Raw genomic sequence first — 14,332 nt, forward strand, 5'->3', positions numbered from 1 at the left:
CGCGAACGCAGTGAGCTCACTGTTATCCTGTTTTGTCGGAGACACTCACTCCAGCCCGAGACAACAAAAAAAGCATGTCACAGTGTGTGACATGCTTTGGAACAAAGTTGAATTATAGCAACATCGTTAAGCCCCACATAACCGCAAGCCCTAAGACAACAGACAACGTCATGGAACGCGTGAAGTACGCGATGAGGATAACAATGACAGCGGAGATCATCGCCGCGACATTGCCCAATGAGAAGGCATACGTCGACGTCACAAAGATTTGTTTAACGATTAGTGCAGTAAACAGCGAAACGGGAACAAAGCCCATCCATTCGTTAAACCAATCGGGAATCTTTCGCTTGGAGAAAAATAACATTGGGAAGTACCGCGGAATAAACGCGGCCACCCCGGCTAACAGAACCAGTGTTAAATCTTTCATGGTTGTTTCGTATCCTTTGTCTTCTCGTTTTGTTCATCCAGAAGGCGTTCTTCGGTCAACGCTTGATCGTTGATCATTTCCCGCGTTCCCGATGGTCCACGCACTTTATAAAGCAATGGACTATCTGGTGACATTGACCGAATAAACCGGTCGGCTAAGAATCCAGCAGTGGATCCCAGCATCGTGGCCACAACAATCCCTAAAGTACTCTTCATGGTGACACAGAAGAACGCAGATAAAATCCCCGATAAAATAGCAGTTAACAGCGTCAAGCGACGTTTTACTTGCATCGTAACCATGAAGAGGAATAAAGCAGTCAACGCAAAGTCCACGATCACAAGGTTGATGGTCAATGATGACCCGATCAAACTCCCAATCACATTTGAAATTGCCCAAGTGTACAGCGCGTAATGTTCCACTAGCAAGGCATTCCCTGGCGTCCAGAATTTATCTGTCGCAAACTTCAGGTAGTTAACCGCGTAGTTTTCATCATTTAGCGAAAAGGCAAATCCTAAAATAAACTTGTGAGACGACTTCTTTAGGTAATGCGATAAACTTGATCCCAGTAAGGCATAACGCAATTCCAGGAAAAACAACATGATGACGATTTGAGAAATCGGTGCATGAATCGTTAACATGGTCGCAATCAAAAATTGCGCACCACCAGAGTAAACAATCAATGACACCAGCCCAATTAGCCAGGTGTTTAACCCACCAGCATGCAATAGCACACCACAAGCCAAACCAATGGGAATATAGCTCAAACATAGCGGCATCGCAATTTTTAGCACTGCCAGCCAGTTCGCCTGTTCCTTTTTCAAAATGCATCCTCCATCATCAAAGCACGGGTCAATGGTTCCCGTAACTGTACGCCTACGTACGGCGCAGATTAGTTCGTAAACAGTAAGACTCAATGAGATCTTGAAACAATGCGAGTATATTTTACCATGATTAAATAAGGTTTGTAAGCATCCCACAGGATATTCCCGAACGGAAACAGTTGTGAAAGCGATTTAATTTTATAAAATCACAGCGTTACCCCACTTTTTTGGGGATTATCGCAATAAAAAACCAACGCCATTGAGTCACCCTCAGCGTTGGTTTTACACATCTCATTTATTGAATTTTTTTGTCTAAAGGAACCTTGCTAAGTGCCTGTGCAACCTCACTCAGCTTTTTGTGCATATCTTTCATCCCATCCAAACTGATTGCCTGGATTACCTCAGTAGCCATCTTGCCGGCAACTTGATTGGTCTTTTGTGCTAGCTCTTGTCCTTTTGGCGTCACCACAATCACATGACGCCGGCGATCTTTCGGATCTGTCTTCAACCGAATTAACCCACGGTTTAACAGTTCAGTGATCTGAAGTGATACTGCACCCTTAGTGATCTTGTTGCAAGCTGACAACTCTGAAACAGTCATTCGTGGATTGGCATTTACCTGGAATAAAATTGCTAAGGTACTCCAGCCAACACCGTACACGGCTGCAACCTGATCCAAGGTATGCATAATGGAGCGAATACTGTCTAAATATCCTTCCTGAAACATTGCAATAACTTCTTCAACTTCCTGACTCTCGGCTGCCATCTGACGCTTCCTCCACTTTATTATGTTGTCTCGCATAAAGCTCACTACCGTTCATTAGCGGAGGTTGATTCATTAGTGAAACTTTTCTCAAACAACTCATTTCAGTATACCATACCCCCTATCTTATTTAGCAGCTCAATTACGTTAGCTTGTTAATAGAAACTAAATTAAATCATTGCGAGTTCATAAGCAATTTAAAAAGCATGTACGCTACCCAATGCAAAGATTGGCTAGTGTACATGCTTTTTTAAACTCTACTTTTCAACTTCTTGTAGCTTTTGGTTGTCATCTAACTGTGAGAAACCTTGTAAATGAATCCGTTGTAAGAAGACCATGGAAGCCCATAGCAAGGCTGCAAAGACAATTGCCATCATGCTCAGCAAACCAACTGCGTTCCAGGCGGTTGCTGCACCAAGACCAGATGTCAGCCCTTGGCGTAATCCAAGGATTGAGTAAGTCATTGGTAGGAATGGATGAATCGCGTTGTAGAATCCATTTGTAACTTGCATTGGGAACGTCCCACCGGAACCACCAAGTTGTAGCATCAGTAGAACCATCGCAATGAACCGACCAGGATTGTCGAGCAACATGGACATGAACATTACGAGGAACATCGACGCGACAGAGAAGGCAATAGCGACAGAGAACATTTGAACCAAATGATCAACTTGGAGACCGAATAGTAACATCAAACCAGTTTCAGCGACTGCTTGTACCACAGCAACGACCAAACCAACACTTGCTTTACTGAAGAACCAAGCAGTTGCACTTTGACCGCTCATCGAAATCTTCCGAATTGGGTAAGCAAAGTTGAAGACCACTGCCCCAACATATAAGGCAACCGACAGTACGTATGGTGCCAATGCGTGTCCGTAGTTAGCAACCTTACTGTAGCTCTTATGTGTCAGCTTCGTTGGTGCACTGAACATGTCAGATGTCTTAGATGATAGTGGAATGCTGTTAACTTGTTTAGCACCATCACCAAGCGCACCGGATAATTTAACGGAACCAGTTACTAATTTCTTACTACCATCCTTCAAGGCTGGTGAGTTGGCATTTAATTGTGACGTTCCGTCAGCTAACTGGTTGACACCATTCGTTAAGGCTGGAATCTGCCCGTTCAATTGGTTCAAGCCGCCAGAGAGTTGATAAGAACCGTTGGCAAGTTGACTAACGCCGCTGACCAGCTGTGGTACTTGTGCGTTAAGTTGTCCGAGACCACCGTTTAATTGGTTAGCGCCAGATACTAAAGCACCAGAGTTCGCATTTAGCTGTTGTGACCCATTAGCTAACGCCGCAACACCATTCGTTAATGAAGGTACTTGTGCATTTAATTGTCCAAGACCACCAGACAATTCCGTTGCACCTTGAACCAGCGTCTTTGAACCGTTTGTTGGGTTAACACCGGCATTTAATTGTTGAACACCGGCCGCAAATGCACGTAATTTCGCAATTTGTCCACCTTGTCCATCCTTTTGTAGCGGTGCCAAGGCTTCGTTAATCGTACCAGGTAAAGCAGCAATTGCCTTTTGTGTTTCGGCACTTTGCAGCGTTGCTACCGTTTTAGAGTTTTCAATAGCAGCTACTTGCTCCTGCAGCTTCCCTAGATTCTGCAACGTTTTAACATCTTTATCCGTTACATGAATTTTTGCTAACTGATCGGAAAGTCCTTTGGCACTGGCAACACCAGTACTAGCCTGTCCAAGTTGATCGCCTAAACTTTGCGCACCGGCAGAAGTTTTATTCAAGCCATCCGCAATCCCTTGTAACTGTGCTTGAATTGCTGGGTCTTTTTCCTGCCCCTTTAAGGCCACAAGCGCATCAGCAGCCTGCTTGTTACCACCAGAAATTGCCGTGGCGCCTTGTTGAGCCTCAGTTAACTTACCAGACATTTGACCAAGCTGATTTACCTGTGCCTGAATAGCACCAAGATTAGGTGCTAACTGAATAAGTGGTTGTAAGTCCGTCAAAGTACCTTGTAAATCTGAGGATTTCAGTTCATTTTGCAGGCTCTGAACATTTTCCAGAGTTGCTTGGCTATCAGACATCTGGTTCATAATGCCTTGGACACCTTGAAGCTGAGTCGTAATCTGATCCAGTCCACTATTAACATTTGGCACATTATCGCTCAGAGCTTTGACACCAGCAGAAACCTTCTCTGAACCAACCAAAAGTTCTTTTGATCCACCATTTAACTGACCGACCCCGTTAGCTAATTGACTAGTTGAACCATTCAACTGTTGTAATCCACCATTTAGCGTTCCAACACCAGCTGTATATTGTGAAATACCACCACTCAACTGCTGAGAACCACCAGCTAACTGACTGACACCACCAGCCAACTGTCCAGTCGAACCATTCAGTTGTTGCAGTCCAGTATTCAGTGCGTTCCCACCATCAGCTAACTGGTTCACACCACCTGCTAATGGGCCAACGCTCATCTTCATGGTTTGAACACCGTCGTTCACTTGGCTAACGTACGCTGTATAAGTATCTAATCCATTGCCTAAGGTCTTTTGACCGTTCGACAATGTCTTAGCACCCTTGGCAGCGGTGTTCATCCCCTTACCAACTTTATGAATCTGTTGGAAAGTAGCATCTGCATAAGCTTTGATGATGGTTTGACGAATCTTTTCGTTCAACCCACTGGCACCAATCTGACTGATAACTTCCCCAATGTAATTTAATGAGCCATTGGTTTCGTATTGAATATCCATTTTCTTAGGATTGTCACTTAAGACAGAGGCAGCATTTTTAGACGTATCCTTTGGAAAGGTAACGACCGTATAGTATTTCTTGTCCTTCAAGCCTTTTTGAGCCTTGTCTTCGGAAACGAACCGCCAGCCTAACTGGTGATCCTTCTTCAGACTCTTCACAGCCTCATCACCGACACTGAGCGTCTTACCTTGATAAGACACTGCTTGGTCATTGTTGACCACGGCAACTGGCAAATGTTGTGTTTCTCCATATGGATTCCAAACCGACTTCAGGAAGAAAATACTGTATAGGAAAGGAATAATCATAATCGCTAAAACGGAAATCAAAATTAACCGGTTTTTACCGATAAATTTCCATTCGTTGGCAATCATTTTCACTTAGCGCCACCTCTTTCATAAATGCTTTTGTGCTTAAACAACAATTTTTAAATAACTTATTTTAAAAATGCTCATTACGGACATTACAAGTCCACAATATACCCCTTTTGTTAACAAACCTCAACCATTTCACGATGATAACTACTTTTGAAATGTCTTTGTAGAGCGCTTACCTGTCCGTCATAACACCACTTGTGCACTCAAAATAAAAACGGTTGTCCACATGATAACATGGACAACCGTTATTTTATCCTAATTCGGTTGGCTGTAGTTTGACACCTTGATGAACCGGCAAGTGAATTACAAAGCTCGTCAACTTTTCGTCAGATTCGGCAAATATATAACCGCCATGTCGCTCGACGATGCTCTGCGCAATCGCTAAACCTAAACCAGTCCCGCCAGTTTCCTTAGACCGTGATTCTTCGACGCGATAAAACCGTTCAAATAACTGATTCAACGCAGCCGTGGGAATTTCACGACCATCATTAGCCACGCGGACGATTACTTGATCACCCACGAGCTTCGCATTTAATGAAATAAACGTTGCTTGCTCGCCATACTTTAGTGCATTTGAAATCAGGTTGTTAAACACACGCCCCAGCTTTTCGGCATCGGCATCCATCATGATGTCATCCGGATCACTCGTTGAACTGATAGTCAGGTGTTTACGACTGGCTTCCAACTCATAACTGGCTGCCAATTGTTCAAGCATCTGGCTGAAGTTTACCTGGTTAATCGCCAAGTCAGTTTCAGCACCGCGCATCTTCAAGTATTCAAATAAGTCTTCCACTAACGACTTCATCTGTGTCGCTTTTAAGTAGGCAATGTGTGAATATTTCACCAGATCCTCTTCACTTTGATACTGGTGATCTTCAATCAATCCCAAGTAGCCGATGATTGAGGTCAGTGGCGTGCGAATATCATGGCTCACGTTCGTAATCAGCTCATCTTTTGACCGTTCTGCCTGTCGTTCGTCGTTCATCGATTGCGTCGCAGAGTCGACTAGTGAGTTCACGGAATCAACCACGCGCTGCAGCCGATAATCCAATTTGAACGTAATCCGGTGTTCCAAGTGACCTTCTGAAATATAGTGAAGTTCAGCGATGATATGGTTCATTTGGTACAAGTGATACCGCCGAATCAACCGCCAGTAAAGCACGCCACAATCAATCAAAATCAGGATGGCAATGAAGAGATTTTGATAACTCCAAATGTACCGACCGCCGATAACTAGTGACCGTTTAATCATGTACACACCGCCGGCAATTCCCGGGTTGGAGTGTAATACGTCGTTTAAAATGACAATGATCGACAAATTCAAAAGGAGCAGCAACACGACGGTTACTACCCCTTCAAAAATCAACGACCACTTTTCGCGTGGGGTTAATCTCATCATTAGTGTGCCTCGATCTTGTAACCGACACCCCAAACAGTCTCGATGACCTTTTCGCCGTTCGTTGCTTCTTCAATCTTGTCTCGCAAATGACTTACGTGAACCATGACAGTCTTAGCGGACACAACAGATTCCTGTTGCCAAACCCGTTCAAAGATATCATCCGCAGAAAAAACACGGTTTGGATGGCTTGCCAACAAGTATAAGATTCCAAATTCTAGGGCAGTTAACTGAATCGTTTGCCCATCAATGGTCTTAACTTCGTGTGAATCCTTGTTAATGGTCAATGGTCCAATGTCTAATACATCAGGTGTATCAGAGGTAACGTGATCCTCTGACCGACGTAACAAGGACTTAACCCGTGCCATCACTTCCAGTGGGTTGAATGGCTTTGTCACATAATCATCGGCACCAGAAATCAGGCCTTGAATTTTATCCATGTCCCCGGTCTTAGCAGACAGAATTAAAATTGGAATTTGTGAGTCTTTACGAACTTGCTTAACGACTTCAATCCCACTCATTTCAGGCATCATGACATCTAAAATCATCAAACCAATATCAGGATTAGTGTTTAGCTTGGTCAAAGCATCTTTCCCAGTGAATGCAGAAATAGGCTCGTACCCTTCGTTCTTAATGTAAATTTCCAATAATTGAGCAATTTCTTTATCGTCGTCAACAACTAAAATCTTCATCGACATGAATCCTCCAACAGACTATTAAATGCGCTCAACGCGAATGCGGAGCGGTTGCTTACCCGTTCATTCTACCCGAGTTTCATGTTCGCTACAAATTAAGAAAGGGCAATGATGGTAAAGATTAGTAGAAGAGCGATCCAGCCCGGGTAAGATCCGAGCAATTGCAGGAGCGGCGGTAGGGGGCTGTTTCGGCCCACGAACGGCGATCAGGCAATGCACAGGATCTTGGGCTGGAGAGCTCGTTATGGATGTGAGAGCGATCCAGCCCGGGTAAGATCCGAGCAATTGCAGGGGCGGCGGTAGTGGGCGGTTTCGGCCCACGAACGGCGATCAGGCAATGCACAGGATCTTGGGCTGGAGAGCTCGTTATGGATCTGAGCGCGAACCGACCTGCTCTGAGTCCGAGCAATTGCAAAGACGGTGATTGTGGGTGCACTTGGCCCATAATAAGCGGCTAGGCAATGCACAGGACTCAAGGTCGGTGAGCTCGTTATCAAAGTGAGAGCGATCCAGCCCGGTAGGCGCCGAGCAATTGCAGGCAGGGCGGTAGTGGGCGTTTACGCCCGCGGACGGTCGGCAAGCAATGCACAGGCGGCTGGGCTGGAGAGCTCGTTATGGATGTGAGAGCGATCCAGCCTGTTCTGAAACCGAGCAAGAACAAGGACGGTGGTAGGAGCAAAGCTCCGGACAGCGGCCAGGTTCTGCACAGGTTTCAAGGCTGGAGAGCTCGTTATCGCTATATATCAGCACACCCCGTTCCCCCAAACCAAAAAAGCCCTCACCTCCGACCTAATCTCCCGGCCGTCAGCAAAAGCTTCTCGTCTATACTTAATTTATACTCACTAACCTACCGTCGTTGGTTCCGTGGACCAGCAAACATCCCACCGACCACATTGAAACGGCGACGAATCCACAAGTCAGCACCAAAGGCAGCTAATGCCAAAATAATGTAGGCAACTGGTGGCAATACTGGGTTAATAACTGGAGGCAGCATGGTTACCCCGGTGAATAGCAGCAAGATTACTGCTAATAACGCAACCATGTCCAGTAAAATCCGCCACAGCGGCACACGCTTCCGTTTGTCAGTTGGGTTCAGCATTGGTGTTAACCATGCCCAACCTAACCCGAAGACACCTGAAACCAAGATAATTCCTAATAGTCCCATTTGGCCTGCTTGGGCAGCGGGTGTCTTTGAAAAGAAGCCCAAGATTCCGTACATACCAGCGAAAATTGCTAACATACTCAACGCACTGTCAGCTGCAGTTGGCCAGTAACCAGCTGCTTCACCGTTAGCTGCGGCAGAATTCTTAGCAGGGCCATTAATCAACTCTTCAGCATACGCTGTTGGTGTGCCAAATAATTGCTTAGCAGTCTGACCTGTCTTTTGACCTTCTTCTAACTTCGTCAACGTATCCGTCACCTGAACGTTCCGCTTTTCACCAGAAAAGCCACGTTGATCTAACACCTTATTTAATTGGTACATAAATTCCTGGTTCCGTTTGGTCAAGCCCAGTTCGTTGTACTTACTTGTATCCGTCCGAATCTGACCATGATGTTCCTGTTTAGCACTTGCATTTCGTTCGCGATTATCTTCACTCACAACTAGCTTCCTCCTCGTTAGACGTTGAATCTAAATTCAACGATGTCGCCATCTTGCATGACGTATTCCTTACCTTCGACCCGTAATTTACCGGCCTCTTTAACTTTTTGAATACTACCGAGTTCATCAAGATCAGCAAACGACATGATTTCAGCACGGATAAAGCCACGTTCAAAATCTGAGTGAATAATACCGGCTGCCTGAGGTGCCTTGGTACCCGCACGGTAAGTCCACGCGCGTGTTTCCTTACCACCAGCCGTGAAGAACGTTTCCAAGCCAAGTAACTTATATGAAGCACGGATCAGCTTGTTTAAACCTGGTTCTTCAACACCTTCAGCTTCAAGGAAGTCTTGTTTGTCTTCATCAGGCATTTCAGCAATTTCTTCTTCGGTACGAGCAGAAACAGCAACTACACCGCTGCCTTCCGTTGCAGCAAACTTTTCAATCTGTTGAACATAAGGTGATTGTTCAGGATCAGCCATATCGTCTTCAGCGATGTTAGCCACATATAAAACTGGCTTAGCTGTCAGCAAAAACAAACCGTTCACAACAGGCTGTTCATCTTTGTCAAAGTCCAAAGTCCGGACTGATTTACCTTCTTCAAGGACTGGCTTAATCCGCTTTAACACGGCATATTCAGCGATGGCATCCTTTTCTTTGGCATTAGTCGCTGCCTTTTCTACCTTCGCATACCGTTTGTTCACGGCGTCTAGGTCAGCAATAATCAGTTCAGTGTTGATCGTATCGATATCTTCCAAAGGATCAACGGTTCCAGTTACGCTGGTGATGTTATCGTCATCAAAGGCACGCACCACATGAACGATCGCATTCACTTGACGAATGTTTTCCAAGAACTTGTTTCCAAGTCCTTCACCTTGACTAGCACCCTTAACGATTCCGGCGATATCAGTAAACTCAAAAGTCGTTGGAATGACTTTGTCGGCTGGTTCGATCGCTTGAATTCGTTCCAAACGACTATCTGGTACTTCCACCATCCCCACGTTTGGTTCAATCGTAGCGAAGGGGTAGTTGGCCATTTCTGCGCCGGCCTTCGTAATTGCGTTAAAAAGCGTTGACTTACCAACGTTAGGTAAGCCGACAATTCCTGCTGTTAATGCCATGTTAAAAACTCACACTTTCCTTGATTTAGTCGGTGGTTGCTTTACGCAGCACCTTTTTAAGTTTCTTTTCAAATTCTCGACGTGGCAACATGATCATGTGCCCACAGCCCAAACATTTAATCTTAATGTCTGCACCCATCCGAAGAATTTCCCATTCATTTGCACCACATGGATGTGGTTTCTTCATTTCAACAACGTCGCCCTTATCGTACATTCGTTAACCTCCGTTGCAGTGTTCAACTAATCTAAAGAAATGCCTAGAATATCTAAGATTCGTGATAAATCATCATTGGACATGTAGTCGATTTCGATGTGTCCTTGACCCGCTGCGCCGTTTGAAATCTGAACTTTCGTGCCAAACTTCTCTTGCAACTGATCTTCAGAAGCACGCACATATGCTGACTTCTTCGTTGGTGTAGCTGGTTTAGTTTGCTTGCTAGAATTCATCTCAGCAACAACTTTTTCTAGCTCACGCACCGTCATGCCATTTTTAGCAATGCGGCGTGCCAACGCAACGACTTTACGTTTATCCTTCAGACCAAGCAACGTCCGCGCTTGCCCCATGGACAATTCTTCGTTTGCCAACATTTCCTTGATGGCTGTTGGTAAACCAAGCAGACGAATGTAGTTGGCAATATATGGCCGACTCTTACCTAACCGCGCTGAAACTTCCGCTTGGGTCAAGTTCAACTTATCCATCAACGTTTGATAGGCTTCGGCCTCTTCTAAAGGCGTTAAGTCTTCACGCTGCAGGTTTTCTAAGACGGCAACTTCCATCATTTCAGGTTCATCCATCGTCCGGATAATACCTGGGATAGTTTGTTTACCGGCTAACTTAGAAGCCCGAAAACGCCGTTCACCGGCAATAATTTCATATCGTTCCAGTTTTGCATCAGGTTGTCGCACAATGATTGGTTGGAACACGCCTGACTTTTCTATTGAGTTTGCGAGTTCCTTTAGTGCTTTATTATCAAAGGTTTGCCGTGGTTGATAGGGATTTGCACGAATCGCTGATAATGATAATTCCTGCACGTTTTCAGCAGTCACTTCGTTCAAATTATCAGCTAAGCCATTATCGCTAAACAATGCTTCAATACCACGTCCAAGTCCTTTACTACTTGCTGCTTTCTTACTTGCCATGCGCCTCAAGGACCTCCTCTGCTAATTCTGAGTACACTTCGGCCCCACGAGACTTAGGGTCATAATCAATAATTGCTAAACCATGACTAGGTGCTTCTGACAAACGCACATTCCGTGGAATGATTGTCTTATAAACGCGATCACCAAAGTATTTTTGCACTTCAGCATTAACCTGTGCACCAAGGTTCGTCCGCGCGTCAAACATCGTCAATAAAACCCCTTCAATCCGCAAACTACGGTTAAAGTGCTTTTGAACTAGCTTAATGGTATTTAATAACTGGCTTAACCCTTCCAACGCATAGTATTCACTTTGCACTGGAATCAAGATTGAATCGCTGGCCGTAAAGGCGTTGATGGTCAAAAGACCAAGCGACGGTGGACAGTCGATCAAAATGAAGTCGTAATCATCATGAACCTCTTGCAAGGCATCCTTTAATCGTGTTTCCCGAGCCATTAAGTTCGTCAACTCGATTTCAGCACCAGATAATTGAATCGTGGCTGGTACAATGTCCAAACCAGGATGATTGGTCGCCAAAATCACTTCTGACATGGGGGTTTCATTGACCAGCACATCATAAATATCTTTTTGAATGGTCGCTTTTTGAATGCCGATCCCACTGGTAGCATTCCCTTGGGCATCCGTATCAACCAGCAGCACGCGTTGGCCTTCATTAGCCAAGCATGCACCCAGATTGACACTGGTCGTTGTTTTACCAACGCCGCCCTTCTGATTAGCAAGTGCAATTACATATCCCATCAACGTAAACTCTCCATATCTTTCCTAGTTCGTCTTCGTGTGTCCATCTTTTGGCAAATCAATCACAATTCGGTAACCATCATCGGTTGCTTCCTCGTGAACATGTACCGGTAAGCCAGTGTCGCGAATCATTTTGGCAGATTCTTTGATTGTATTAACTGCAATCCGTGTATCTGATGTCAATCCACGCAACCGCTTTTTAGGGCGCCGTGGAACAACCGGTGTATCTGTTGTTAACTCTGCTACTAACCGCTCGGTTGCCTTGACGTTTAAATCCCGCTCCTCAACCTGACGTAAAACCTGCTGCTGTTGGCGCGCGTCTAATGGCAATAATGCACGACCGTGTCGCTCAGTGATTTTACGTTCACTGATAGCATCCAAAACTGGTTGGCTAAGCTTGAGCAACCGCAGCTTATTGGCGATGGCGGATTGGCTTTTACCAACCCCTTTTGCCAACTGAAGCTGAGTCAGTTCATTTAGCTGCATCAACTGTTGGTAGGCATTTGCCTCATCAACTGCCGTCAGTTCTTCTCGCTGCAAGTTTTCAATTAACGCTAAAGAAGCTGTTTCATTATCGTTCATCGTGTCGATAATGGCCGGAATCGTCTCCCAGTTAAGCAGGGTTACTGCTCGAAAACGGCGTTCCCCCGCGATAATCTCATACTTATCAGTCTCATATTCACGTAGCACGATTGGTTGCAGTAAGCCATGTTCAGCAATGGTTTGGGCCAGTTCAGCAATCGCGTGCTGATCGAACACATGCCGCGGTTGAAACCGGTTTGGCACAATGCTGATCAGCGGGATTTGTTCAATTTTTTGTTGTGGTTTCACGTCGCTTTTACCGCGACCTCCGAACAATGAAAAAGGCATCTGAATCCCTTTCCTTTCACAAAAGACTTAATCAATTAACGCTGCAACGGTTCCTTATTAGGGGTTCCGGCGCGGCGCGGGTAGCGGCCAGGTGTCGGCTTAACCTTATCCACAATGATGATTTCTCGTGGATCCCCGGAGATTGGTAGGCTAAATTCTTGCGAACCGCTTACCTTACCCCCTAGTGTCGAAATGGCAAACTGCGCATCTTGCAACTCTTCGTTAGCGCCACTGGCCTTCATTGCCAACATCTGCCCGCCGACCTTTACAAGTGGCAAGCATAGTTCGCTCATGACACTCATCCGTGCCAAAGCGCGTCCCGTCACAAAATCAAACGCTTCGCGACTAGCCATTTTTCGTGCGCCAAAGGTTTCTGCACGGTCATGTACTAAGGTCACATGATCCAACCCTAAGGTCGTAACCACTTCCTGTAAAAAGCCAATTCGCTTGTTGAGTGAATCAACAATTGTGACCTGTAACTTAGGAAACATGATCTTTAGTGGTAATGATGGAAATCCGGCACCGGCACCGACGTCGCATAGCGTAACGGTTTGTGTCTGTAACTCAGGCACGTACAACGCAACGGTTAGTGAATCGTAGAAGTGCTTTAAATACACATCTGCCTTTTCCGTAATGGTCGTTAAATTAAATTTTTGATTAGTCTCCACCAGCAGCTCATAGTACTGTTCGAACTGTTTTTGTTGCTGCGTCGAGATTTCGATGCCGTGGTCAGCTAAGGCTGCGGCAAACTCTTCTGGATTCATAAACACTCCTTAAATGTGAAACACAAATGATGTTTCACGTACTCACCTAGTTTACCGAAAAAAGTGCAATAAAACAACCGTCGACGGTAGTAACAACAAGGTCTTTCGCCACCTGTTATCATTATCCTCAACGGTTGTTTTTATTCATTCAATTAAATTAAACTCGCTGCCAAATTGCTAGACCTGCTTTCAAGACCAGCCAACCGATTAAACCACCAATCGTATTTAAAATTAGGTCGTTGATATCAAAAGTACGATCGCCAAGATTGTAGAAATTCATAATGAGTTGCGTGCATTCAATGAACAATGACGTGCCAAACGCTAGTCCTAGCGCAGCATGCAATCTTCGAAAACGAAGTAACAAGCCCCCAACCATCATCGTCAAAGGTGCCAACATCAATCCATTGCCGACGATTTGGTACAAGCTGCCCGGCTGTTGCCAGTTGTACCACAACGCCAATGGACGTGTGGCAATGGCACCTTGCAAAGTATACCCACCGGCAGCTAACGTTTCCGCGTCCCCACTAATGTTGATTGGAAACAGCGTCATGTCAAAAAGCAGCCACAGATAAACACATAACGCGAGCTCAAAAACGACCCGCGCAGCCGTCACGTGATGATGACGAACATCCGTTAGAATAAATAAAATGAAAATGACAGCCAGTGGAATGAGTAACGTCGCACTGGTCACCATTCCATGTACATCGCGAATAAGCATGACGTCTCCTTAACAAGTTAATGCGTAAAGCTTACCGCGACATCTAATCAATGTCCGCAGAAAAGGTTCAGTTTCAGAAAAACTAAAGGATATGTAAGTGAGAGCGAACCAGCCCGGGTAAGATCCGAGCAATTGCAGGAGCGGCGGTAGTGGGCGGTTTCGGCC

The 14,332-nt window shown here is 45.3% G+C and carries 14 protein-coding genes; all 14 read right to left on the bottom strand.

The window, feature by feature from the left end; translation table 11 throughout:
- Window positions 1–112: 112 nt before the first annotated feature.
- Complete coding sequence (locus IV55_RS00025) at window positions 113–427, bottom strand: AzlD domain-containing protein (RefSeq protein WP_057808359.1); 315 nt, start codon at window positions 425–427, stop codon at window positions 113–115.
- Window positions 424–1,248: an AzlC family ABC transporter permease gene (locus tag IV55_RS00030; protein ID WP_057808360.1), complete on the bottom strand. Its 825-nt coding sequence runs from the start codon at window positions 1,246–1,248 to the stop codon at window positions 424–426. Before IV55_RS00030 ends, IV55_RS00025 begins: the two co-directional genes overlap by 4 nt.
- Before the next feature lie 295 nt (window positions 1,249–1,543).
- Window positions 1,544–2,014, bottom strand: a complete 471-nt coding sequence (locus tag IV55_RS00035; protein ID WP_057808361.1) for a MarR family winged helix-turn-helix transcriptional regulator — start codon at window positions 2,012–2,014, stop codon at window positions 1,544–1,546.
- Window positions 2,015–2,268: 254 nt separating this feature from the next.
- On the bottom strand, window positions 2,269–5,103 hold the full coding sequence (locus IV55_RS00040) for a YhgE/Pip domain-containing protein (RefSeq protein WP_083483888.1): 2,835 nt from the start codon (window positions 5,101–5,103) through the stop codon (window positions 2,269–2,271).
- 253 nt (window positions 5,104–5,356) lie between these two features.
- Window positions 5,357–6,502, bottom strand: coding sequence for a sensor histidine kinase (locus IV55_RS00045; protein WP_057808606.1), 1,146 nt, complete (start codon window positions 6,500–6,502; stop codon window positions 5,357–5,359).
- Between the two features lie 2 nt (window positions 6,503–6,504).
- Window positions 6,505–7,194 carry a response regulator transcription factor CroR gene (croR, locus tag IV55_RS00050; protein ID WP_057808363.1) on the bottom strand — a complete coding sequence of 230 codons (690 nt, stop codon included), beginning with the start codon at window positions 7,192–7,194 and terminating at the stop codon, window positions 6,505–6,507.
- Between the two features lie 850 nt (window positions 7,195–8,044).
- Entirely contained in the window at window positions 8,045–8,797 is a 753-nt protein-coding gene (locus IV55_RS00055; RefSeq protein ID WP_057808364.1) for a DUF1129 domain-containing protein, read from the bottom strand.
- A 17-nt stretch (window positions 8,798–8,814) separates the two neighbouring features.
- Entirely contained in the window at window positions 8,815–9,918 is a 1,104-nt protein-coding gene (ychF, locus tag IV55_RS00060; RefSeq protein ID WP_057808365.1) for a redox-regulated ATPase YchF, read from the bottom strand.
- A 25-nt stretch (window positions 9,919–9,943) separates the two neighbouring features.
- The gene (locus IV55_RS00065; RefSeq protein ID WP_057808366.1) at window positions 9,944–10,132 is read right to left on the bottom strand and encodes a DUF951 domain-containing protein; all 189 of its coding nucleotides are present in this window, start codon (window positions 10,130–10,132) and stop codon (window positions 9,944–9,946) included.
- Between the two features lie 26 nt (window positions 10,133–10,158).
- Window positions 10,159–11,058 carry a ParB/RepB/Spo0J family partition protein gene (locus tag IV55_RS00070; protein WP_057808367.1) on the bottom strand — a complete coding sequence of 300 codons (900 nt, stop codon included), beginning with the start codon at window positions 11,056–11,058 and terminating at the stop codon, window positions 10,159–10,161.
- The gene (locus IV55_RS00075) at window positions 11,048–11,815 is read right to left on the bottom strand and encodes a ParA family protein (RefSeq protein ID WP_057808368.1); all 768 of its coding nucleotides are present in this window, start codon (window positions 11,813–11,815) and stop codon (window positions 11,048–11,050) included. The genes IV55_RS00070 and IV55_RS00075 overlap by 11 nt, the downstream gene beginning before the upstream one ends.
- A gap of 24 nt (window positions 11,816–11,839) precedes the next feature.
- On the bottom strand, window positions 11,840–12,685 hold the full coding sequence (gene noc / locus IV55_RS00080) for a nucleoid occlusion protein (RefSeq protein ID WP_057808369.1): 846 nt from the start codon (window positions 12,683–12,685) through the stop codon (window positions 11,840–11,842).
- 35 nt (window positions 12,686–12,720) lie between these two features.
- A complete protein-coding gene (gene rsmG / locus IV55_RS00085; protein ID WP_057808370.1) occupies window positions 12,721–13,449 on the bottom strand; it encodes a 16S rRNA (guanine(527)-N(7))-methyltransferase RsmG in 729 nt (242 codons plus the stop codon).
- A 157-nt stretch (window positions 13,450–13,606) separates the two neighbouring features.
- Window positions 13,607–14,167: a VanZ family protein gene (locus IV55_RS00090; RefSeq protein ID WP_057808371.1), complete on the bottom strand. Its 561-nt coding sequence runs from the start codon at window positions 14,165–14,167 to the stop codon at window positions 13,607–13,609.
- Between the last annotated feature and the right edge of the window lie 165 nt (window positions 14,168–14,332).

This window comes from Furfurilactobacillus siliginis (genome assembly GCF_001437435.1).
GTDB classification, from domain to species: Bacteria; Bacillota; Bacilli; order Lactobacillales; family Lactobacillaceae; genus Furfurilactobacillus; species Furfurilactobacillus siliginis.